18 protein-coding genes are annotated in these 23592 nt (G+C 43.0%); 15 read left to right on the top strand and 3 right to left on the bottom strand.

Annotated elements, in window-relative coordinates:
• Nucleotides 1-430 precede the first annotated feature (430 nt).
• From G601_RS0120200 to G601_RS0120170, 7 genes are all read left to right on the top strand, one after another.
• On the top strand, nt 431-1807 hold the full coding sequence (locus tag G601_RS0120200; RefSeq protein ID WP_026666416.1) for an MATE family efflux transporter: 1377 nt from the start codon (nt 431-433) through the stop codon (nt 1805-1807).
• Between the two features lie 133 nt (nt 1808-1940).
• The gene (locus tag G601_RS0120195) at nt 1941-2528 is read left to right on the top strand and encodes a hypothetical protein (RefSeq protein ID WP_026666415.1); all 588 of its coding nucleotides are present in this window, start codon (nt 1941-1943) and stop codon (nt 2526-2528) included.
• Nucleotides 2515-2697, top strand: a complete 183-nt coding sequence (locus tag G601_RS0120190) for a hypothetical protein (protein ID WP_022762587.1) — start codon at nt 2515-2517, stop codon at nt 2695-2697. The genes G601_RS0120195 and G601_RS0120190 overlap by 14 nt, the downstream gene beginning before the upstream one ends.
• Nucleotides 2690-3103, top strand: coding sequence for an IS200/IS605 family transposase (gene tnpA, locus G601_RS0120185; protein ID WP_022762588.1), 414 nt, complete (start codon nt 2690-2692; stop codon nt 3101-3103). The genes G601_RS0120190 and tnpA overlap by 8 nt, the downstream gene beginning before the upstream one ends.
• A complete protein-coding gene (locus G601_RS0120180) occupies nt 3096-4706 on the top strand; it encodes a hypothetical protein (RefSeq protein ID WP_026666414.1) in 1611 nt (536 codons plus the stop codon). The genes tnpA and G601_RS0120180 overlap by 8 nt, the downstream gene beginning before the upstream one ends.
• Nucleotides 4707-4935: 229 nt before the next feature.
• On the top strand, nt 4936-5136 hold the full coding sequence (locus tag G601_RS27480) for a hypothetical protein (protein WP_081673657.1): 201 nt from the start codon (nt 4936-4938) through the stop codon (nt 5134-5136).
• A 175-nt stretch (nt 5137-5311) separates the two neighbouring features.
• Nucleotides 5312-6124, top strand: a complete 813-nt coding sequence (locus G601_RS0120170; RefSeq protein ID WP_026666413.1) for a hypothetical protein — start codon at nt 5312-5314, stop codon at nt 6122-6124.
• Nucleotides 6125-6256: 132 nt separating this feature from the next.
• Here G601_RS0120170 and G601_RS0120165 read toward each other — a convergent pair whose 3' ends face one another.
• A complete protein-coding gene (locus G601_RS0120165) occupies nt 6257-7594 on the bottom strand; it encodes a hypothetical protein (protein ID WP_026666412.1) in 1338 nt (445 codons plus the stop codon).
• A gap of 233 nt (nt 7595-7827) precedes the next feature.
• Here G601_RS0120165 and G601_RS0120160 point away from each other — a divergent pair, with 233 nt between their 5' ends.
• The 8 genes from G601_RS0120160 (at nt 7828) to G601_RS0120125 (ending at nt 21696) form a co-directional block, all read left to right on the top strand.
• Nucleotides 7828-11409, top strand: a complete 3582-nt coding sequence (locus tag G601_RS0120160) for a DUF5717 family protein (protein WP_026666411.1) — start codon at nt 7828-7830, stop codon at nt 11407-11409.
• A gap of 113 nt (nt 11410-11522) precedes the next feature.
• Nucleotides 11523-12830 carry a DUF5716 family protein gene (locus G601_RS0120155; protein ID WP_035791240.1) on the top strand — a complete coding sequence of 436 codons (1308 nt, stop codon included), beginning with the start codon at nt 11523-11525 and terminating at the stop codon, nt 12828-12830.
• On the top strand, nt 12827-13657 hold the full coding sequence (locus G601_RS25510; protein WP_026666409.1) for a hypothetical protein: 831 nt from the start codon (nt 12827-12829) through the stop codon (nt 13655-13657). Before G601_RS0120155 ends, G601_RS25510 begins: the two co-directional genes overlap by 4 nt.
• Nucleotides 13657-14853, top strand: coding sequence for a hypothetical protein (locus G601_RS0120145; RefSeq protein ID WP_026666408.1), 1197 nt, complete (start codon nt 13657-13659; stop codon nt 14851-14853). Before G601_RS25510 ends, G601_RS0120145 begins: the two co-directional genes overlap by 1 nt.
• A gap of 150 nt (nt 14854-15003) precedes the next feature.
• A complete protein-coding gene (gene purF, locus G601_RS0120140) occupies nt 15004-16443 on the top strand; it encodes an amidophosphoribosyltransferase (protein ID WP_026493465.1) in 1440 nt (479 codons plus the stop codon).
• Nucleotides 16444-16467: 24 nt separating this feature from the next.
• Nucleotides 16468-17901, top strand: a complete 1434-nt coding sequence (gene purB / locus G601_RS0120135; RefSeq protein WP_026493466.1) for an adenylosuccinate lyase — start codon at nt 16468-16470, stop codon at nt 17899-17901.
• 97 nt (nt 17902-17998) lie between these two features.
• Nucleotides 17999-20815: a glycoside hydrolase family 3 protein gene (locus G601_RS0120130; protein ID WP_026666407.1), complete on the top strand. Its 2817-nt coding sequence runs from the start codon at nt 17999-18001 to the stop codon at nt 20813-20815.
• 242 nt (nt 20816-21057) lie between these two features.
• A complete protein-coding gene (locus tag G601_RS0120125; RefSeq protein WP_026666406.1) occupies nt 21058-21696 on the top strand; it encodes an Ig-like domain-containing protein in 639 nt (212 codons plus the stop codon).
• A gap of 392 nt (nt 21697-22088) precedes the next feature.
• Here the strand turns inward: G601_RS0120125 and G601_RS26590 are convergent, their stop codons facing one another.
• A complete protein-coding gene (locus G601_RS26590; protein WP_170832732.1) occupies nt 22089-22253 on the bottom strand; it encodes a hypothetical protein in 165 nt (54 codons plus the stop codon).
• Nucleotides 22254-22280: 27 nt separating this feature from the next.
• Complete coding sequence (locus G601_RS24380) at nt 22281-23498, bottom strand: IS91 family transposase (RefSeq protein ID WP_081673487.1); 1218 nt, start codon at nt 23496-23498, stop codon at nt 22281-22283.
• Nucleotides 23499-23592 lie beyond the last annotated feature (94 nt).

Below are 23592 nucleotides of genomic sequence, written 5' to 3'. Positions count from 1 at the left end.
TGGAGGATACTCCCGCAGGTGGATCGACCAGCCCATATTTATATAAATAGACGTAACTCCATTTTTTAACATGGTTCCACAGATGAATCGGAATAGGGGAATCTGTTCAAATAGACTGAACAGACTAAGGTGGATTTGAATGAGTGATCCACCGGCAATTAGATTTTCACTCGGATAGGCGTAAAACATATGCGGAGGTTTTTATCGTCGTTCAGTCAATGATTAAAAATGTTCGCGAATAGACGTAATGGTGACCTAGAGGACATTCCCGCAGGTGGCCCTGAAAGAGAGAATTCATTCAAATAGACTGAACGCATCATCATATATGAATTAAACTGAAAAGTTATATACGGAGCCATCCACTGCAACAGTGGGTGGCTCTGATTTTTATGATGCGGAAACTATCGAAAAGTGATAGTATACTATAGCTATGAGAAACAAAAGTATAACATCAGGCTCCATATGGAAGAACATGCTGGCTTTTTTCTTTGCACTTCTCCTGGGAGCCTTTTTTCAACAATTATATAATACGGTGGATGCCATAATTGTGGGCAGAGCTGTAGGTAGTGATGCGTTGGGAGCAGTTGGCGGATCCGCTGCCATGGTGGTGAATCTGTTCCTTGGATTTTTCCTGGGACTGTCCTCGGGAGCAACGGTTGTCATCTCTCAGTTTTACGGAGCAGGTAAGAGAGAAGAGATTGAAAAGGCGGTTCATACAGCGATAGCTCTATCTATAGCGGGCGGTGCCATTATTTCTGTAATAGGAGTTCTAATTTCACCATGGCTCATAAGCGTAATGCAAACTCCGGCAGAGCAGGCAGAAGCGGGAACGATGTATCTTAGGATTTTCTTTTTGGGAATGATTCCTAACCTTATATACAACATGGGATCAGGGATACTCAGAGCTGTCGGGGATTCCAGAAGACCGCTCATCGTCCTTATCATCAGCTGCGTTGTGAATATAATTTTGGACATTACATTTGTAATAGGACTTGGCCTTGGAAAAAAAGGCGATGTTTACGGAGTTGCCGGAGTAGCGGTGGCGACCATTTTATGCCAGCTTATCAGTGCACTGATCATTATGTTTGTTCTTGCAAGGAGCACTGACAGTTACAGACTTTATATCAGGAAGATCAGATTCGATACGGACATGCTCTCAAGAATTATAAAGATAGGCATTCCTGCGGGATTCCAGACTACGACTTATACGCTGTCGAACACACTGATCCAGGCATCTATCAACAGCTTGGGAAAAGATGTGGCTTCGGCATGGGCTGCCTACGGCAAGGTTGATGTAATATTCTGGATGACTATTGGCTCGTTGGGAACTGTGGCTACAACCTTTGCAGGACAGAATTTTGGTGCCGGTAAATTTGACAGAGTAAGGAACAGCACCAGACAGGCTTTGGCAATCGCATCAATTATAACCATTCCTATGAGCCTGTTATTCTGCATTTACGGAAATGTCCTTCTTGGAATTTTCGTGGTGGATCAGAAGGTAATAGATATAGGAGTTCAGATGATATATTATCTGGCGCCTTTTTATATAACTTATATTTGTGTTGAGATATTCGCGGGAGTTTTGAGGGGAATGGGCGATGCATTCGTTCCGATGATGATAACGCTTGTTGGAATATGCGTGCTTCGTGTGATCTGGATTTTGTTTGTTTTTCCTATGCACAGAACTGTCGAAATGATTGAGATGAGCTATCGGGTGACCTGGTGTGCGACATCAATTTTGTTTGTACTTTATTATTTTATATACATCAGAAAACATGGTATAAAGAAATACAAGAAAAGAGGATAAGTTATAAAGTAAACTTTGGCGCAACGTAGGCGAAAACCCACAGGCTTGCCTGTGGGATGAAGCCTTTTTCTATTTTGACAAACACATAGAATAAATATATAATCTATGTATTAAACATAAAGGAAAAATACAAATGGATAATTCGAAATGCGTAGAGTATGTGAATTCTCATGTAGACGAAATTGCTGAATATGTAAATGAGTGCTTTGTTCAATCAAAAGAATTCATAAAAGCAAGGCTGATTCGTCGGATAAGAGATGAATTGTCACCCACTCCAGTTCACTATGAGATAAAATATGTCTACGTTCCTTATGATCATTCTGGAATACTTGTAGAAGCCGGATATATTTCGCTCGAACAGACTGTAGGAGAATTTCTTGAAAACGAATATAGCGGAAACAAGAAAGCTACTTATGAAAGCGGTCGTGGTTGGAATTATCTTACATACGGCGATGAAATAAGTTACGATACATTAGATATGGTATCAGATATAATGTTTTCTGCAATACGCAGACATATTGAAAATCATTTTGGTGAAAATCTTTCTGATGATGAACTTGAAGATATTCGAGAATCCTGCAGTGATTTCGATGATATATATGTGGATTGCAAAGCCTATGATTTTTTTTGTAGTATGGGTGCTGCTGAATTTGTTGGTATTGAGGATATGCAACTTAAAGACATTGTTAAGAAAGGGAGAAATTCTAATGGCACGACCTAAAAGCGAAAATGTACAAATCAATATTTCTATCCCAGCTGAATGGAAGAAGGAACTTGAAAACCTTGCACGGATCTATTCAGTTGAGGAAGGTGAAACCGTTACTTTCCTTGATCTTATGCGCAGGGGCATTCAGGAAAAATATCAGTTAGGAGTAAAAGACAATGAGTGAGGGGCAATATCATAGTGCTTCACATTGTAAATATCTGATACAGTATCATATCATCTGGTGTCCTAAATTTAGATCTTCAGTATTAAAGGGTAATGTAGAAGATACGCTCAAACTGATACTTCAAAAAATCTGCGATGATTATAACTATAGTATCAAGGCCCTTGAAGTAATGCCTGACCATATACATATATTTGTAGATGTCCCACAGACTGTTGCACCGTGCGATGTTGTCAGGACTCTCAAGAGTATCAGTGCAATAGAACTGTTTAAGGCATTTCCACAACTCAAACGATTCTATGCAAGATGCGGTGTTTTATGGTCAAAGGGATATTTTGTGTCAACGGTGGGGCATATAAGCGAAGCTACAGTAATTAAGTACATTGAGGAGCAAAAAAGGCATGACTGATTATGAATACGGGAGGATATTAAAGAAATTCCATAAGCTTTCTGACAGGCATATTATAGTCGCCGAAACTGATATGCCTTATTCCGATGTGCTTAAAGTCGTGGCTCTTTCTGATAAGATACGCAAAGCGGGCAATGAACTTGTTGGTCTTATGAGAAGGAATCATGACCAGCTCATGCGTACAAAAAGATACCGCAAACTGCTTTCTTTGTATGGTAGTACGGAAAACATGGCTAAACGTAAGATACTTGCCGATCAGCTTAATGAAATGCAGAAATCCTATAATGTCACATGGGATTGTTGTAGAAAATCAATGATTCCAATAGGCAAAAAGTATGGGATAGATGCTATATTTGCCTTAACCAAAGCTGAAGATGTATGGCGCGGTATGGAGAAATGTCTCTATGGTAGTGGTAAGACCATACATTTCTCAAAATTTGGGGAGCTGCCATGTATCCGGGCAAAGCAGATAAACCGTGGTATACCCATTTCTGTAAAGGATAACAGATTACAATTCAAACTTGGAAAGAAAGCTTTCGGGATACAGATAGCCGATAGATTCCAAATGGATGAAGTAAATGCCGTTCTGTCGTATCTTAACGAGCCAGAAATAATGGATAAAAAGGCTGTAGATGTTTTACTTGAGGATGCTAATTGTATAGATACATACAGACCATGCTATGTAACTCTCGTCCCCAAAATGATAAGGGGCAAATACAGGGTATACCTGCATCTGACTATTGAAGGCAAAGCAAAACCTAAGTATGATAAGTACGGCAATCCGCGCCATAAGTATGGCAAAGGTATGATAGGTGCTGATATTGGCACACAGACAGTTGCCTATACATCTGATACTGAGGTTGGTCTAAAGAACCTTTCTGAACGTGGTGACAGCATACAGACATCCGAAAGAAAAGAGCGTCTGATCTATCGTGCCATGGACAGGTCAAGAAGGGCAACCAACCCGCAAAATTATAATGAGGATGGTACTGTTAAGAAAGGTCGTAAAATCTGGAAATACTCAAATCATTATAAGAAGATGAAAGTCAGACATTCTGAGCTGTGCCGTATCAATGCGGTTAACAGGCAACTTGCAATAAATGAGGACGCTAACCACCTACGAAGTCTTGGAGAAATAATTGTAACTGAGCCTAAGAATGCAGGCAAGCTTATGAAACGATCAAAAGAGACTACCAAAAACGATAAAGGTAAGTTCAATAAGAAAAAACGTTTCGGTAAGTCTGTAAAGAACAGATGCCCCGGTGGTTTCCAGACCACATTGGAAAGAAAATTCAAAGCCACAGGTGGAACTTATATTGAAGTCCCAAACAATTACAGAGCATCACAGTATGACCATACGGCTGATGACTATATAAAAAAGAAGCTCTCCGATAGATTGTATAAACTTCATGATGGCACTGAAGTACAAAGAGACTGGTATTCATCATTCTTGCTCTATTGCTATGAACCTAAAACGCAAAATATAGATAAAGACAAATGTACTAAGACTTTTGAGGCACAATACAATAAAGAAAAAGCCTTAATCACCTGGATCAAGGCATATAAAATCAAGATATTAAACAGTGGAATTAACGTAGCTTAACAACTTAATAATCAGGGAGATTGACTATACTTCCTTGCTGAAAAGCAGAAATTTACCGCTAATGTGGTCGTTGGACTGCTTGGTAATGAAAGTCCTGATTCAAACAGATTTACACTTGTAACTCCAAAGTCTGAAAATGATGTACGATTACAAGCTACGCTTGCCAATCAGAACCACAGGGGCTTGCCCGTGGGTATAGTCAGTTTATTGTACAAATTGTGGTAAAGAAATAAAACCGGGACAGAAATTCTGCGGGAATTGTGGAACAAGGGCATGGGATCCGGTAGCTATGCAGAGGGATACTTTTTATGTTCGAAAGCTGCCAATGGTTATGATTGTTTTCCTGACACTGGTAATTATAATGTGCGTGCTGAATGTCAATGCATATAAGAATATAAAGAAATACGCACATGAGGATAGACCGGTATGAACTAAATCATAAATATTTATAGTGAAATTATGTATAAAAATGTCGAAATCTAATAAAATCATAAATTAGTCACATTTTGTTGACATGGACTTCAAATATGATTATACTCAAAAGCGTCAGGGGTAATCACAGCGATTACCAATAAGTTTTAAACCTTGTCAAGGAGGGTTATTCTATGAGGATTTTTGAGAAGATTTCAAGACGTTTAGCAATCACATTAGCAAGTGTTATGGCTTGCTCATCTTTCGCAATGGCTCCTGCAATTACAGCTTATGCAGCAGAGCGACCAGGAACACCGGATTATAAAGCGCTTGATGATATATCAAAAGGTGATTTTAACAATGGAGAGACTAAGGAAGTAACACTTGGTAAGGCTGTTTGGACTGACGATAAAGCATCTGATGATGCAGTAGCAGTATATAAATTCAAAACAGGCATAGATGGTAAGCTTCATGTTACTATTAAAGCAAAAGAAGAAATTAAGGATATTCAGTTAGCTGTTTTCAAGAAGGATGCAGAGAAAGAAGAATTTCACGAAGATATCATCAATATAGCAAAAGATAAGACCCATGAGAAGGTTGCAGATATTAAAGAAGGCGAGTATTATATTGCAATCGGAAATGACTCAGAGGATAGCGAAGCTAAGTTTGATCTTACAGTTGAGACCAGGACAACCTACAATTCTTCCAAGATTGGTAAGGTAGAGTCACCTGCTAAGAAGACAGCTAAGGTTACGATCAAGAAGGTTAAGAAGATCGATGGCTATGAGATTCAGGCATCAACAAGCAGAGATTTCGACAAGAACGTAAAGACAAAGAGCGTAAAGGCTAAGAAGATTGAGTTCAAGGACAAGAAGGGCACAATCGAAGTAAAGAAGCTTAAGAGCGGCAAGAAGTACTATGTAAGAGTAAGAACATACGTTAAGAAGGACGGCGTTAAGTACTACTCAGACTGGTCAAAGACAAAGAAGCTCGCAAAGGTTAAATAATTTAACCGAACTATTTAAAGTAAAATAAAACTACAGGAGTCACCCATTATACTACGTTACTGGGTGGCTCCTGTTTTTATGTTTCATTTCTTTCTAAAATAGAAACGCTCCGCGGGGATGCGTATTTAGTTATTATTTCCCGTCTGTATTGAATATATCATAACCGTCTTCATAGAGTATTTTTTGTTGCCAATAGATAAAGGCATCCGTGTTGTAGCTTATGTCCTGAAGGTATCCCATTCCCTTTTTGCCGTGGGATTTGTAAACCTTGTAAGCGGCTTTTTTACAGGTGGCTGCTTCAGGCCAATCGGTGGTCTGCTTATAGTTTGTGGTTGCAGAGAAGAAGACCAGGCCTATAAGGGCTACTGCAACTGAAGTGGCGGGAACGGTTCTTGGTAAGGTGCTTTCTTTTAACAGAACCAGAGGATTCCTTAAAAGCTCATCCAGTGCCATGATGCAGAGTGGGTACACCAATATGAGAACTCTCCCTGCAGGGTAGCCGGACTGGTCGGAGAAGTGCTTTAGAATCTCCACCATTGCAAAGCAGATGAAAACATATGAGAAGATCATCATGGTGAAGGGATAATCGTTTATCACCTTCATTTTCTTTATTATTACGTAGGCGTTTAATAATACAAGCGTAACTAAGAACAGCTGAAGCGGCTTTGGTACCATTCTCTGCGTAAGCGGAAGAGAGATGAGATTTACTATCAGTGTTTTTACTCCGCCTGCTCTGTCGTTTGCAATTGAAAGGTCATACTTTGTAATAAGGAAGTGATACTTTACAACCAGGAGCTGCAGCGCTATCCAAACTGATACTGGAAGCCAGAGGCTTTTCAGGTATATGAGGAACTTCTTTTCGGATACTATTTTAATAAGGAAAACTATTGCAACTGCTGCTGTGATAAGGAGAGCAGCTGTGTTTGCAAGCTCTGCAAAAAGGAGAGCATAGAAGCAGAGGATAATGTTCCTGTCCTTGGTGTCATTTAGCCATTCCTTGTAGGCAAAAAGCGATATGCAGACAAGTGCTACAGCGTAGCCGTAGCCCCTTGCCAGAGCGAAGAATTCGTTAATATAGGAACAGCACAGGAGCATTACAAATGCAACGTAGGAGATGTTTTTCTTAAGAAACTGCCTGGAGCAGGCATAGGTATACAGAACCCAGAAAACAAAAATCGGGAATCTGATGACAGCGATATGATATCTGGTATTGGTGATTAGTTCAGTGATACCGATAAGGAAGGTATTTAGCAGGTGGTTGTTGGCAGCGCAGTAGATCTCGCCGTTAAGGCAGGCTCTGATTCCGCCAAGGAAATCTCCGCTGTGGAAAAAACTGTTTACATAGAAAACATAAGTGATACCTTCATCCCAGGTAATAGGAATGTTTATAAGCCGGTATACCTGCTTGTAAGCAATAATAGCAACGACAATCAGGCAGAATATCAGCCTGAACCGAAGAACTTTTTTCATTTACCCAATCCTCATAAAAAACATAAAACAGTAACAAAACATGTCCACCCCAAAGTATTACAAACAGGACACGTTTTTTTGATATTATATCCATTTAAGGGATTTTTATCAATACTGCCGGAAACGAGTACCTGTTTAAAGTAATTGTCATATTTTGTTTGTGACCTTATGCACACAATAATTTATATATGCTATAATAATCAAGAATATGTTTTCTTCGGGGAATCTTTTTTGTGAATAGTGTTATTGATCGCATTTTAAACGGACAATTTGAAAATACAGAAAGATCACTAAGTTTCTCTCTTCCACGTCTGGAGCTGACTATTAAACCGGGCGAGATTTCTGAGGGAAGCTTTATTATCTATGGACCAAAAGACAAGGCAGTGCAGGGGCTTATCGCTACCTCTGAGCTTCGTATGGAGGTCCTCACAGCTGACTTTTCCGGTTATGAATTTGAGGTTGGATATCGTTTTGACGGCACAGGACTAAGTCCGGGAGATGCCATTAAGGGCGAGTTTAACGTCATTTCCAATCAGGGAGAATATCAGCTTCCTTTTGTTGTGAACGTGGAGATTAGCCATGTTATGTCAAGCATGGGACCTATCCGCAACATGTTCCACTTTGTTAATGTGGCCAAAACTGACTGGGATGAAGCGAAAAAGCTTTTTTATTCTGATGACTTTATAGAGGTCTTTGAGGAGAATGAACAGGGCTTTGAGAGTCTTTATCGCGGTCTTTCGGCTGTTCCCGGCTCAGAAGCCAATATGGAGGAGTTCCTTATCTCTATAAAGAAGAAACAGCCCATAGAATATATTCCTGACAGAGCAGAGATCGAAATAGATAATCCTGCTGCAGAGTCAGAGCACACTGTTATGCTGGTTCGTAACGGCTGGGGATATACCAAATTAGAAGTGGAGTTTGACGGCGAGTTTATGTCTTCGGATTCCAGAGAGCTTAGCGACAACGATTTTATAGGTAATAACTGCTTCTTTAAGTTCAGAGTTGACGCATCTCTCCTTCATGATGGTAATAACTTTGGAGCTGTTATTTTCAGAACTCCCTACAGAGAGGTGAAGATTCCTGTAACAGTAAGGGTGAATCTTGGTGTTGAGCACCTTAGCTCTGTTGAGATGGAAAAGAAAAAATTAACAGTTGAATTGGTGCGACTTTACGAGGATTTCAGAGCCAAGAAGATTGGCTCCAGGGACTGGATAGCTGAGACAGGAAGACTTGTAAATAAGATGAATGCCACGGATGCCAAGGATCCGGCCTTCAGACTTTACACAGCCCAGTACCTCATCACTGCTAACAGAGTAAGTGAGGGTAAGTGGATTCTGGATCAGATGAAGACAGTGCTCGAGGAGGAATATCCTGATAACGATACGCTGTTTTGTTATTACCTCTATCTGACGACTCTTGTTGAGAGAGATGAGTATGCGACCAATGAAGTGTCGAGAATGATGGAGGGTATTTTCTCCAGGAATTCCGATAACTGGCGTATTGCATGGCTCCTTCTTTATATTTCCGAGGAGTATGCCACAAGTCCTACCAGCAGATGGCTTCTTTTGGAGCAGCAGTTCAACGATGGCTGCAGAAGTCCGATTATATATATTGAAGCTTTGAGCCTTATGACTGAATCACCCACCATGCTTTCCAAGGCTGGGGACTTTGAGCTGCACACTCTTAAGTATGGTGTGAAAAAAGGCATAATCCAGGCTCATCTTATGGACCAGATCGTGTATCTTGGAACAAGGGAGAGGAATTATAACGAGAGACTTGTGAAGATTCTCATGGCCTGCTACGCAGAGAGACAGGACAGGGAGAGTCTTGAAGCTATCTGTTCACTTTTGATAAAGGGTAACAGAACAGATCCCGAGGCCTTCGACTGGTATGCTCTCGGTGTTGATAATGAGCTTCACATAACAAGACTTTATGAGTATTATATGGCTTCCATCTACCTCGATGAGGATGGAATGCTTCCTTGTGATATTTCCAAGATGGTTCTGATGTTCTTTTCCTATCAGAGTAATCTTGACTATGAGAAAAACGCGATCCTTTACAGATATCTCCATGAGCACAGGGGTGAGTACCCTGATCTCTACGATTCCTACAGACTTCAGATTGAAAAATACCTTCTGGAGCAGGTGGACAGAGGCCGAATCAATAAGGATCTTGGTTATTTATATAAGAACCTTCTCACAAGGCAGATGGTTGATGCCGGTAACTGTGACAAGGTCATGAGAATTCTCTTTTCAAACGAGATCAAGACAGATAATAAGCGTATGGTCAAGGTTGTTGTGGTTTACGACAAGCTTGAACAGGAGCTGGAGTATCCTCTTGCAAACGGAGTGGCTTACGTTCCGCTTTACGGCAGTGACTATTCGGTGTTCCTGGTGGATGCTGATGACAACAGATTTTCAGAGGGAATACCCTATATAAATTCCAAGCTTATGCTTGTGGGACAGCTGGCATCTTACGCGGTTCCCTATATTCAGAAGGGGCAGGAGAGCATTGAGCTTTTCCTGTGCGAGATAGAGAAAAGTGCCTACACCATAACCATGGAGAACGTAGGCAGATACAGAGCTCTTGCCAGTGATCCGCAGATCAGAAGCATCTGCAGACAGCATATTAGAGAGAGTCTTATCAGATTCTACTATGATAATAACTTCGAGAGACAGCTCTCAGAGTACATGGATGAGGTTGATACCGAGAAGCTCAGCACTCCCGACAGAACCAGTATGTTTGAGCTTATGGTCATGTCCGGTAATTACACCATGGCTTACAAGCTTGTCAGCAGGTTCGGTACCTACAAGCTGGATCCCAGAGTGGTGATGCGTCTATGCGGAAGACTTATGGATAATGAATCCTTCGAGAATACCGAGGAGAATGCCAAGATCGCATGGTATGCCTTCTCACATTCCAAATATGATGGTCAGCTTATTAACTTCCTGTGCGAGAGCTACACCGGAACTGTAAAGGATATGAGAGACCTTTGGAAAATAGCGGAGGCTCAGGGAGCCGATGTGTTTGAGCTTTCCAAGAGAATCCTTACACAGATACTCTACACCGGAGCTCACATCGGAGATAAGATCACTATTTTCAGAAACTATGTTAAGAAGAGCGGCGGAGGAGACCTGCTGGAAAAGGCATTTCTTGCAAAGAGCTCCCATGACTACTTCGTTGATAATATGGTAACTGACAGTTACGTATTTGAGAGAATTGGTGAGCTTGCCAAGTCCGGAGCGGATTTACCTTATGTGTGCAAAATGGCTTATCTTAAGAGCTTTACGGAGACAGGCCACGACACACTCAAGCCTTACAAGGATATACTTCAGGAGTTCTTAAGAGAGCTTCTTGATAAGGATATTTATTTCTCGTTTTTCATGCATTATCAGAGCGAGTTTGCTGAGATGCATCAGTTCTGTGACAAGTCGATCGTGGAATACCGCACGACTCCCGGAACCAAGTGTATCGTTCACTACATCAGCAGCGAGGATGATAACGAGGATTACAAGACCAAGCAGATGCAGGAGATGTACCCCGGCATCTACGATGCGGATTTCATAATTTTCTTCGGCGAGCAGATTCAGTATTACATCACGGAGGAGAATTACAACGGCCGCGGAGAAAAGCTCACTGAGAGCGGCACCATCTCCAAGAACGATATCGTTCAAGAGGCTACGGCAGGAAGATATTCCATCATAAATGATATTATGATAGGTAAGACTCTTCAGGACTACGACACTGTGGACAGACTGCTGTCGGAATATTATAAGAAGAGATTCCTGACAAACAAATTGTTCAGGACGTTATAAGAAAATATAAAGCCTTCTCCCTCTGGGGCGCACGACGTCCAGTGGACGTCGGTTCTGCGCGGACCGAAGCGGAGCGGAGACAGGTGTCAGCGGAGCTGACGGATGAGGGTAAAATGGCATTTTTCAGAGAATCAAAAACTGCAAGAAGATACGTACTTGGCTATGATCTGGGAGAAGAGGTCTCGCAGATTAGTTTTCTTGCGTCTGATTCTGACCTTCCGGAGACTCTGTCTGTCCTCGCAGGGGCAGAGGCCTACAACATTCCTACGGTTCTTGCCAAGAGGAAGGAAGTAAACCAGTGGTTCTATGGTAAGGAGGCCATTGCCAAGATTGAGGCAGGAGAGGCAGTAAGGGTTGACCGCCTGATCGAGAATGCCCGCATGGGAAGACGAGTTGATGTTGACGGTACGGGCTACGACCCTGTTTCACTTCTCACTCTTTTTGTGAAAAGAACCCTGTCACTTCTGTCTATGGAGATGTCCATGGATATGGTGGATGCCATTGCCTTTACCACCAGGAACATGGATACCAGAATGATAGAGGTGCTCTCTGAGGTTACAGGTGCGTTGTCACTTCCTGTAAAGAACGTGTTCTATCAGAGCTATGAGGACAGTCTTTATCACTACATGCTCTATCAGCCGGATGAGCTTTTGTCCCACGCTGTTATAGCCTGTGATTACAGCTTTGGTGAGATGATGGTCTACGACATGAAGCTTAATCACAGAACAAAGCCCATAGTGGTAACTATAGATAAGTATTCCTATGACGGAATGGCACTTTCCGAAGGTAAGCTTTCCGATAATACTAATGACCGCGCTGAGCAGGTTACAAGACTTGATACAAAATTCCTCGAGTTCTCGGAGAGAACCATGGAGGGCAGAATTGTCAGCTCCGTTTTCCTTCTTGGAGAGGGCTTCAGGGAGCAGTGGATGCAAAAATCTCTGGAGTTTTTGTGCAGAACAAGGCGAGTTTTCCAGGGTAACAATCTTTTCAGTAAGGGCGCCAGCATAGCAGCCAGAGAGAAGGTTGGTCCCAGTGGAAGAATGGATAAGTACGTCCTTCTTGACGGTGGAAAGCTTAAGTCCAACGTGGGAATGATGGTCAGAAAGCAGGGACAGCAGGTTTACCATGCCCTTCTTGATGCAGGTGAAAACTGGTATGACATCAGCACAGGGCTTGATGTTATTCTGGATGATGAGAATTGCATAGATATAATGATCACTCCTCTTACGGAAGGGGAGAAGCATATACATAAAATAGAACTGGAGGGGCTTCCTGAGCGCCCGCCGAGAACCACGAGACTTCGCATGAAGGTGGCCATGAGCGCTGCCAACAAGGTTAATGTTCATGTGGAGGACATGGGCTTTGGCGAGCTTTATGAGAGCTCCGGCATGTTTTGGGATGAGGTGATTCCGGTATGAGCGATCTGATTCTTTGTACCGGAAGGTACGCATTAAAACCATATTATTTAGAGAAAATCGGAAGACGAATCTACTCCATCGAGGAGCTTTGCTACTGTATAACTCAGAATGCATTCCTTATGGATTCGGACTCCTTTGAGATGGGGCTTGTGGACTGGATAGGCGATGAGCTTGGACTTGAGAAGTTATCCGATGAGCTGAGGAAGATGCTGGTTCACAACTGTTCAGCGGCTTCCTTTGCAGGACTCCTTCTTGAATACGTTGGATATTCCTCCAAGGAAGAGGTGTCAGGCACCGAGGAGATCCTTAAGAATAACGCCGATATGGATGTCTTCGACAAGCGCATGGCAAGAGCTGACTTTTTGATGAAGCAGGGACATCTCAGACAGGCTTTTGCGGAGCTTGGATATCTTACGAAGAATAAGACCGACATGGATAAAAATATCCGTGCCAGAATAGAGCATAATCAGGGCGTTATGTTTGCGCATCTTTTTATGTATGACCGTGCTGCTGAGTATTTTTACAAGGCCTGGGAGGATGGCGGAGAGGATGAGTCCTATTTAGGATTCCTTGCAGCCAAGCGAATGACCATGGATGAAAAGGAGTACGTCGCATTTGTCGGCAATCACAAGGAGGCTCACAATCTGTCTCTTAAGCTTGAGCAGAGAATGGATGAAGCAAGTGATCTCTATGATGCCAGCAGCGCTAACTTTAAGATAAGAAGTCTTGAACTGTACCGCACAGGGGCTAAGATGAGCGAGTACTATGAAGAGATAGACAGAATAACAGAGGATATGAAGGAAGAGTACCGGGGATTGGTTGAATAATGGGGTTCTTTGATATTTTCAAGAAAAAGGATACATATAGGCAGGAGCGCCATCAGCAGAACGAGCTGGAGAACTGGAACGATATCGTCTATACCAGGAAAAATATAGACATAGACGATCCGGCCCAGCGCCGTGAGTATGTGGAGAATTGTCTGCAGCAGATGGCTGAGGCCAGTCGTGACATGGACTCACTTCAGTTTGAGTACCGCGTGGTCACCTCCCATCTCCGTGATATGGAGGAAATAGATGCTCTCCCTCCGGAGAACAGAGAGGAAGTAAACGACTGTGCCAAGCGCATCATTGACAGTGAGGAACAGCAGAAGAACTTCAATAAGCGCAAGAGCAGAATGACGGATCAGGAATTTGAGAAGATGGAGCGTCTTGCCAATGACGCTAAGAGGGGCGCGAAGACTCTGCTTGACGCCGAGGAGCATCAGAAAAAGGTTAAGAATGACCTTCGAAGGCTTGATGAGGAGCGTAAGGCCTACGAGCTTAGACGTGCTGAGATAGAGATTTCTCTCGATAACATGCAGAAGCTGATGATTGTGATCGCGGCTGCGCTTGGATTCATAACTGTGATGCTCACAATAATCTCATTGGCGCTTAAGCTGAATGTAATCTATGGATATATGGTTGCCATTGTCATTGCGGCGTTATCCTTCTTATTAATAAACCAGAAGATTCACGAGCAGCGAAGAGAGAAGAAGGTTGTTCTCAACAGTATGGCGAGACTTATTCAGCTTCAGAATACTGTTAAGATAAGATATGTTAACAACAAGAACCTTATTGATTACGAGTGCATGAAATATGGAATCAGTAATTCCAGGGAGCTTTCAAGTCTGTATAATAAGTATCTACTTGAAAAAACCGAGCGTGAGCGCTATGCTAATGCTACCAAGCAGCTTGATGCCAATCAGAAGGCACTTGTGTTTACACTTAGAAAGTATCGCATCAAGGATCCTGATATCTGGGTTCATCAGGCGATTGCTCTTATTAACCACAACGAGGAGGTTGAGATCCGCCACGAGCTGGTGGGACAGCGTCAGGCTCTTCGTAAGCAGATGGATTATAAGAGGGATGTGGTTGCAGGTAATGCCAAGACAGAGATTGAGGAGCTTGTAAAACAGTATCCTGTTTACAGGCAGGAGATCCTGGATATGGTAGACCGCTTCGAGCAGAGATATCCCGGAGCGTGAATAGGTAATGAATTATATGGGAACTGTGGCAAAGGGGCTAAGTTTTCTTTGCTGCAGCACCCATTTTTTTATTGCCAAGAAAAGTTAGATAATGTAGTATGTTCAGTGTTGGTTCTGAAAATAAGAAGTTATTTTTAGGTAGGGAATTTAATGAGTAAATTTTTTCACAATGAGAACGATAAGATAGGTGAGGAATGCGGCGTCTTCGGAATGTACGATTTCGATGGCATGGATGTCGCGCCTTCAATTTACTACGGACTGTTGTCCCTGCAGCATAGAGGGCAGGAGAGCTGCGGTATAGCCGTCAGCGAGACGATGGGACCTAAAGGAAAAGTAACGAGTCATAAGGACATGGGACTGGTTAATGAAGCGTTTAATCATGAGATCCTTTCAGGGATGCATGGTGATATAGGTGTAGGGCATGTGAGATACTCCACAGCCGGCAGCAGCACCAGAGAAAACGCTCAGCCCCTTGTCCTTAATTACGTTAAGGGGACTCTTGCAATGGCTCACAACGGTAATCTGGTGAACGCACCTGAGCTTCGTGAGGAGCTTGCGTATACAGGTGCTATTTTCCAGACGACCATCGATTCTGAGGTTATCGCATATCACATTGCCAGAGAGAGACTTAATACTCCAAATGTTGAGTTGGCTGTAGCCAATGCGATGCATAAGATAAAGGGAGCTTATTCCCTTGTCATCATGTCTCCCAGAAAGCTTATAGGAGCAAGGGATCCCAACGGATTCAGACCTCTTGTAATTGGTAAGCGTGATAACTGCTACATCCTTGCATCTGAGACCTGCGCCCTTGATACCATTGGCGCTGAGTACATAAGAGATGTTGAGCCCGGAGAGATCGTTACCATTTCTCCCGAAAAGGGCATCGAGTCCAACAGACAGATGTGTAACAGTGTTAAGCACGGACACTGCATATTTGAGTATATTTACTTTGCAAGACCTGACAGCGTTCTTGACGGTGTCAGCGTATATGAATCAAGAATAAAGGCAGGTCGCTTCCTTGCCATGGATTCACCTGTAGAGGCTGACGTTGTAGTCGGTGTTCCGGAATCAGGTAACTGTGCAGCCCTTGGCTATTCCATGGAGTCAGGAATACCCTATGGTCAGGCATTTGTTAAGAATCAGTACATAGGAAGAACCTTTATAAAGCCAGGTCAGAAGAGCCGTGAGAGCAGCGTTCAGGTTAAGCTTAATGCACTTGGTAACGCAGTTAAGGGAAAACGTGTTATCATGATAGATGATTCGATTGTCCGCGGAACAACCTCTGACAGAATTGTAAGGATGCTGAGGGATGCGGGAGCTACTGAAGTTCACATGAGAGTAAGCTCACCGCCATTCTTATGGCCTTGCTATTTTGGCACGGATGTTCCTGCAAGAGAACAGCTTATCGCATATAATAGAAGTATTGATGAGATATGCAGGATCATCGGAGCTGATTCCCTGGGATATCTTAGAGAAGAGCGTCTTGATGAGCTCGTAGGACATAAATTTGATATTTGTAAGGGATGCTTTACAGGAGATTATCCTGTAGCACCGCCGGAAGAAGATATTCGCGGTGACTTCGAGAAATAAATTTTAAATTTTTAGGAGGATTTTATGAGCACAGATCGTTACAGTAGCCCGCTTTCAGAGCGTTATGCAAGCAGGGAGATGCAGTACATTTTTTCACAGGACATGAAGTTTAAGACTTGGAGAAAGCTTTGGATTGCACTTGCTGAGATCGAGCACGAGCTTGGACTTAATATTACACAGGAGCAGATCGATGAGCTTAAGGCACATCAGGACGACATCAACTACGAGGTAGCTATTGCCCGTGAGAAGGAGGTTCGTCACGACGTAATGAGCCATGTATATGCTTACGGCCAGCAATGCCCTAAGGCAGCAGGTATCATTCACCTTGGAGCTACAAGCTGCTACGTTGGTGATAACACAGATATCATCATCATGACAGAGGCTCTTAAGCTTGTTCGTAAAAAGCTTCTTAACGTTATCAGCAGCCTTGCAAAGTTTGCTGATGAGTACAAGGATCTTCCTACACTTGGATTTACACATTTTCAGCCTGCACAGCCCACAACAGTAGGTAAAAGAGCATCACTGTGGCTTCAGGACTTCACAATCGACCTTGAGGACCTTGACTATGTTCTCGATAACATGAAGCTCCTTGGCTCAAAGGGAACAACAGGAACACAGGCTTCCTTCCTTGAGCTCTTTGACGGAGACCTCACTAAGGTTGATAAGCTTGATCCCATGCTCGCAGAGAAGATGGGCTTCAAGGGCTGCATGGCAGTTTCAGGTCAGACCTACAGCCGTAAGATCGATATGAAGGTTGTTAACGTTCTTGCAGGAATTGCTTCTTCAGCAACCAAGATGGCTCAGGATATCAGACTTCTTCAGCACCTTAAAGAGGTTGAGGAGCCCCATGAAGCTAAGCAGATCGGTTCTTCAGCTATGGCTTATAAGAGAAATCCCATGAGAAGTGAGAGAATCTGCTCACTTTCAAGATATGTGATCGTGGATACACTTAACCCTGCAATCACAGAAATCTCACAGTGGTTTGAGAGAACGCTCGATGATTCAGCTAACAAGAGACTTTCTATTCCTGAAGGCTTCCTTGCTATCGATGGTATCCTTGATCTTTGCATGAACGTAACAGACGGCCTTGTTGTATATCCCAAGGTTATCGAGAAGAGACTTATGTCTGAGCTTCCCTTCATGGCTACAGAGAACATCATGATGGATGCTGTTAAGCTCGGCGGCAACAGACAGGAGCTCCACGAGAAGATCAGAGAGCTCTCAATGATCGCCGGCGACCACGTTAAGAAGGATGGTAAGGACAATGACCTTCTTGATATGATCGTTAAAGATCCCGCTTTCCACATGACAGAGGATAAGATCAAGGAGTGCATGGATCCTAAGAAGTATACCGGATGCAGTGCACACCAGGTTGAGAGATTCCTTGCTGAGGTAGTTAATCCTATCCTTGAAGCAAACAAGGACGAGCTTGGTCTTACAGCTGAAATAAACGTATAAAAAACAAAACCTGCAGACTTCCGTGTCTGCAGGTTTTTCATAGATAATCGGGTAAATACAGTTGTAGACTGAATAAATTGAACACAGGGAGAAAACTATGGCAAAAAACTGGGATATTGAGAAATTCAAAAAGACAGCCAGAGCAGCTGCAGCAGAGGGTATTGTACTTCTGAAAAATGACAATAATGTACTGCCTGTTGAGAAAAACACAAAGCTTGCAGTATTTGGCAGAAGCCAGATGAATTACTATAAGAGCGGCACAGGCTCAGGGGGCATGGTTAACGTAGACTATGTTATGGGAATTTACGAGGCTCTTAAGGCGTCAAAGAAATATAAGTTAAACGCAGATGTGCGCAAGGCCTATGAGGAATTCGTAAAGGAGAATCCTTTTGATACAGGTGTGGGCTGGGCAGCAGAGCCCTGGTTCCAGAAGGAGATGCCTCTTAGCGATGATTTTGTGAAAAGGGCTGCGAAGGAATCTGATACTGCAGTTTTCATAATCGGAAGAACCGCAGGAGAGGATCAGGACAACAAGAACGAGCATGGAAGCTATCTTCTCACTGATGAAGAGAAGGATGCGATGAAGAAGGTCTGCAAGGCATTTTCACGCACGATCGTGCTTCTTAACGTGGGCAATATCATTGATATGAAGTGGGTTAAGGAGATTAACCCTTCAGCAGTTCTGTATGTATGGCAGGGCGGTCAGGAGGGCGGAAACGCTGTTCTTGACGTGCTTACAGGTGATGTGAATCCTTCCGGTAAGCTTGCTGACACTATCGCTGAAAACATCGAGGATTATTCTTCAACTGCGAACTTCGGCTCAGAGAAGAGGAATTTCCAGACAGAGGATATCTACGTTGGATATCGCTATTTTGAGACCTTTGATAAAAAGGCAGTTCTCTATCCCTTTGGATATGGACTCTCATACACGACCTTTGACGTAGCACTTGGCGAATTCGCATACGATAAGAAGGACGGTGTATCTCTTGAGGTTCTTGTTACCAACACAGGTGATAAGGCAGGAAAAGAGGTTGTTCAGGTGTATTTTGAGGCGCCTCAGGGTAAGCTCGGAAAGCCTTCAAGAGCGCTTTGCGGCTTTGCTAAAACTGATGTACTTGAGCCCGGACAGATGCAGTGTCTTGAGTTCGACATTCCCAAATACTGGCTTGCATCCTATGATGACAGCGGCGTGACAGGACATAAGTCAGCCTATGTTATGGAGGAGGGTGTTTACAGAATCTATGCAGGCAGCGATGTAAGAAGTGCTGAGAAAGCAGGAGAGTTCGAACTTAAAAAGCTTGAGGTTATCTGCGAGTGCGAGGAGTCTTATGCTCCTGTAAAGGATTTTGAGCGCTTAAAGCCGGGTAAAAAGAGTAGTGATGATGCTGTTTATGCTAAGGGCACTGAGAAAGCACCTACAAGAACTCTTGATCCTAATAAGAAGAGAAAGGATAACCTTCCAAAGGAGGTTTCTTATACAGGCGATAAGGGATATAAGCTCTCTGATGTTGAAGCAGGTAAGGTATCTATGGAGAAATTTATCGCACAGCTCTCCGATGATGATCTTATTGCAATGATGCGCGGTGAGGGTATGTGCTCACCTAAAGTAACAGCGGGAATTGCAGGTGCCTTTGGCGGTGTGACAGATAGTCTAGCAGGCTTTGGAATCCCTGTGGGTGGATGCTCAGATGGACCCAGCGGTATTCGTATGGACTGCGGAACACACGCATTTTCACTTCCTAACGGAACCTGTCTTGCATGTACCTTCAATGAAGAACTTAATGAGGAGCTCTTTAGATGGGAGGCTTTAGACCTTAGGAAAAACAGAATAGATGCTCTCCTTGGACCTGGTATGAATATTCACAGAAGCCCTCTTAATGGCAGAAACTTTGAGTATTTTTCAGAGGACCCTGTTCTTACAGGTAAGCTTGTAACAGCGCAGCTACGTGGACTTCACAAGTATGATGTTACAGGTGTTATCAAGCACTTTGCAGGTAACACTCAGGAATACAGAAGACACTTTGTAGATAACGTTGTATCTGAGAGAGCTCTTCGTGAGATTTATCTCAAGGGCTTTGAGATTGCGGTAAGAGAAGGTGAGGCAAGGGCTGTTATGAGCACCTACGGCCCTGTAAACGGCATCTGGACCTCAAGCAGCTATGACCTTCTTACTACAATGCTTAGAGGTGAATGGGGCTTTAAAGGCATCGTAATGACTGACTGGTGGGCTATGGGTAATGATGAAGCAGGAGCTCCTGGGGATTATAAGAATGTATCTGCCCAGGTTCGCGCTCAGAATGACCTTAACATGGTAAACGGAAGTGCAGAGGATAACTCCAATGGCGATGACCTTCCCAAGGCTTTGAAGGAGGGAAGACTTACCCGCGCTGAGCTTGCAAGATGCGCAGCAAACATTTGCGAATTCCTTCTTAAAACTCCTGCCTACAGACATTTGCTTGGCGAGGAGTCAGCACTTGATAAGGAGCTTGCAAAGGCTGTTTCAGAGGACGATGCTAAGCTTCAGGATATGATAAAGATGACTCTTAATGAGGGTGAAACTGACCTTGATACCTCTCTTATAAATGTAGAGAAGGGCGCTACAACAGCCTTCGTAGTGACATCAAAGACAAAGTGCCTCATGGATATGGAGCTTGTGCTCAGGGCAGATAACCAGCCTGATGTTGCTCAGCTTCCACTGTCAATTTTCCAGGATAAGATGCTGATAAAGACAGTGACAATTACAGGAATGGACAAGGAGTGGAAGACAGTAAGGATCAATATGAATCCTGCTATCATGAGTAACTTCTATCTTAAGTTCTACTTTGCGCAGGGCGGTCTTGAGATAAAGTCAATTAAGATAATTAAGACTAAGGATCTTGAGGAGGAATTTAAGCGAGGAATTACAGAATTATAATTTACGTAAGTAATATATAGAACCGGTACGGAGTAATGATTTTTTGGAATAAAATTTCATTACTCCGTATTATTTATAAAAAATATATTTCAAAAAACAGGGAGTATAAACGATGTCTTAAATGTTCCTTAAGCATACACTATTTGAGTTTACTTATATCCGTAAAAATGATAATAATAAACTATGGGGGAAACACAAAATAATAAGGGTTATGATAGTTTTTGTGAAAGGAGATCATTCTTATGGGTAAGAGAGTTAGTTTCAAGAGTGTCATCTCAGCAGCTATGGCTGTTGTTATGGCATTGACACTTTGCATTATAGCAATCCCTGCTTATAATGTAGAAGCTGCAAACAAAAAGGTTACAGTTAAACTGGCAGAAAATGATGGCGAGAAAGACATCGATATGGCTGTTGGAGCTAAGATTCAGCTTAAGGTAAAGAAGGATGGTAAGACCCTCGGAAAGAAAGCTGTTACTTACAAGGTAAGCGGAAAGAAAGTTATTTCCTGCTCAAAGAGCGGACTTATCACAGCTAAGAAGGCCGGCGACGCTGAGATTACAATCAAGGATAAGAACAGCAACTTTACAGCTACAGTTTATGTAGAAGTTGGTGGCGGCAAGAAGGGCAAGAATGACGACAAAGAAAAGCCCGAGAAGATCTGGCTCGATAAGTCAGAAATCTGGCTCGAGGTTGGTGAAGGCTATCACGCAAGCGTATTCACAAGACCTGAAGGCATCGGCGGCGGTGTTTCATGGACAAGTGAGAACAGCGACATTGCAACAGTAAGGGATGGATACATCAGAGCTGTTGGTCACGGAGATGTTAGAATTCACGCACAGAAGCGCGGCAGAGATGCTTGCATGATGGTACATGTAAACTGATCAGCAAGTTTCGAGATAGCTAAGCATAAGGAGATGCAGGACGAAGGCCTGTATTAGGAAGAAAAAAGTTAATAGTGCAAATAAAGAGGTCGCATCCCATTTGTGTGGGATGCGCTTCTTTTTTTATTGAATAGGAAATTCCTATTCAATAAAAAAGCACTCCGTGGGATGCACACTCGCGCGAATGGAAGATGTTGCATTCTGCAACCGCGTCTACGTTCCACTTCGGTCGTTGCAAAGCAGATGTCCCCCGGACATCTTGCAACGGTGTGAGAGTTTTGCAAGCAAAACTCTATTTTATTTAATAGGAAATTTCGCCTTGGCGGCGAAACCTTGAATTAAAAGGCCCGGCAAGACCGGGCCACGCAAAGCGGAGGTATATTGGCTATAAATTACCAATCTACCTCGTCAAAGAATTCGTCATCTTCGTGCATAAAGTAATCCATGTCGAGAAGGTCTTCATCGTCCATCTCGCGGATTTCGTTCGCCGACATGCCTTCCGGCGGATTTTGGATGTATTTCTCTCTAAGCTTTGCTATTAGTTCTTTACTAGCCATGGCTGTTCCTCCTGTAGCATGATTTTATCATGCACAGGAATACGAGGGAACACTGCCGATTTTTGAAGATGGAGCTCTGCTCTTGGGACGGCATTTTCCCATTGCTTTTTCATATAGGGCTTCGAGAGAAACACGTTTGTGGTTAAAGTGCAATTCAAGAAATTTCATGGTTCTGGTGCACTTGGGACAACTCAATGGATCATATCCGAATGCTGACAGGATACCTGAACGCCATTGAAGGAATGATTTAAAGAATGGTTTTTTAGATGGATGAATCAGCTGGTAAAGCTTTTTGTCTGATTCTCTATGACGGCCATACACACCATAGTAACGTATCATTTTAAAGTCTTTTTCGGGTATGTGCTGGATAAGACGTTTGATGAATTCCATGGAAGGTATGGTCTCGGTGACAAGGACTTCGTCCTCATGTCTGTTGTAGTGGAAAGTGACAGTATCATGCTCTTTATCATAAGAGTCAATCCTTGAGAGGCCGATTACTGGACGACCAAGGTAGCGACCTATATATTTAGCCACTGTGTGCCTGTCAGCAAGGGTGGGTTTTGCGTAGATATAGAAACCATCTTTTTGATTTTTGTATGAGAGGGCTTTTTCTTTTTTGAACAATGCTTTCTTCTTGGGATCAGTAATACGGGCTTCCATTAGATTAAGCAGAGCTGTTTGAAAAGCATGGCGTAAGTAGTGGTAATTAAAGTGATTGACTCTGCGCCAAAAACCAGTGTCGCCTACACCACCTTCAGATATGAGGCAGTGGATATGAGGATTCCATTCTAAAGGACGACCAAATGTATGAAGAACCAGAATGTAACCAGGTGTGAAGCTCTGACTCTTGTTGATTTTGTAGAACATACGGTTAATAACACTGCTGACAGCTTCGAAAAGACAGTTAAGAAGGTCGCGGTCTTCGAGAAAGTAATGTCGTAATTCTTTTGATATGGTGAATACGCAGTGTCTGTGCTGGCAGTTTATGAGCTTGAAGGACATAGCCTGAGCACGTTTCTGTGAATACATGGCACCACATGTAGGACAGAATCTTGAATGACAACGAAAGGGAATGAATTTGAGAGTACCACAATCAGGGCAGCCGTACATGGCGCCGCCATAGGCAGGATCTCCGCAATTGAGCATCTTATCGATGTTTTCAATTTCAGTTTTGCGGGGGTGAAGAGTATATTGAATTTCTTCGTAATGATCGCGGAACAGATTTTGTAGTATGTTTCGTTTCATAAAAATCATTATGAATGAGTTGAGGCAAAAAACAACCCCCACCCCTCATGATTGAGGGGCAGGGGAGCTGAAGTGCCGCAGGCACTTTTTTATG

The organism is Butyrivibrio sp. FC2001, from assembly GCF_000424125.1.
Classification (GTDB): Bacteria; Bacillota; Clostridia; order Lachnospirales; family Lachnospiraceae; genus Butyrivibrio.
The sequence above is the reverse complement of the archived record's forward strand: the minus strand, read 5'-3'. Positions and strand labels throughout refer to the sequence as shown.

Bases quoted from the DNA above. Each gene is read 5' to 3' on its own strand.
- G601_RS0120200 (WP_026666416.1), top strand. From the start codon at position 431: ATGAGAAACAAAAGTATAACATCAGGCTCCATATGGAAGAACATGCTG.
- G601_RS0120125 (WP_026666406.1), top strand. From the start codon at position 21,058: ATGGGTAAGAGAGTTAGTTTCAAGAGTGTCATCTCAGCAGCTATGGCT.
- G601_RS0120195 (WP_026666415.1), top strand. From the start codon at position 1,941: ATGGATAATTCGAAATGCGTAGAGTATGTGAATTCTCATGTAGACGAA.
- G601_RS0120165 (WP_026666412.1), bottom strand. From the start codon at position 7,594: ATGAAAAAAGTTCTTCGGTTCAGGCTGATATTCTGCCTGATTGTCGTT.
- G601_RS0120190 (WP_022762587.1), top strand. From the start codon at position 2,515: ATGGCACGACCTAAAAGCGAAAATGTACAAATCAATATTTCTATCCCA.
- G601_RS0120170 (WP_026666413.1), top strand. From the start codon at position 5,312: ATGAGGATTTTTGAGAAGATTTCAAGACGTTTAGCAATCACATTAGCA.
- purF (WP_026493465.1), top strand. From the start codon at position 15,004: ATGAGTAAATTTTTTCACAATGAGAACGATAAGATAGGTGAGGAATGC.
- G601_RS25510 (WP_026666409.1), top strand. From the start codon at position 12,827: ATGAGCGATCTGATTCTTTGTACCGGAAGGTACGCATTAAAACCATAT.
- tnpA (WP_022762588.1), top strand. From the start codon at position 2,690: ATGAGTGAGGGGCAATATCATAGTGCTTCACATTGTAAATATCTGATA.
- purB (WP_026493466.1), top strand. From the start codon at position 16,468: ATGAGCACAGATCGTTACAGTAGCCCGCTTTCAGAGCGTTATGCAAGC.
- G601_RS0120130 (WP_026666407.1), top strand. From the start codon at position 17,999: ATGGCAAAAAACTGGGATATTGAGAAATTCAAAAAGACAGCCAGAGCA.
- G601_RS24380 (WP_081673487.1), bottom strand. From the start codon at position 23,498: ATGAAACGAAACATACTACAAAATCTGTTCCGCGATCATTACGAAGAA.
- G601_RS0120180 (WP_026666414.1), top strand. From the start codon at position 3,096: ATGACTGATTATGAATACGGGAGGATATTAAAGAAATTCCATAAGCTT.
- G601_RS0120145 (WP_026666408.1), top strand. From the start codon at position 13,657: ATGGGGTTCTTTGATATTTTCAAGAAAAAGGATACATATAGGCAGGAG.
- G601_RS26590 (WP_170832732.1), bottom strand. From the start codon at position 22,253: ATGGCTAGTAAAGAACTAATAGCAAAGCTTAGAGAGAAATACATCCAA.
- G601_RS0120155 (WP_035791240.1), top strand. From the start codon at position 11,523: ATGGCATTTTTCAGAGAATCAAAAACTGCAAGAAGATACGTACTTGGC.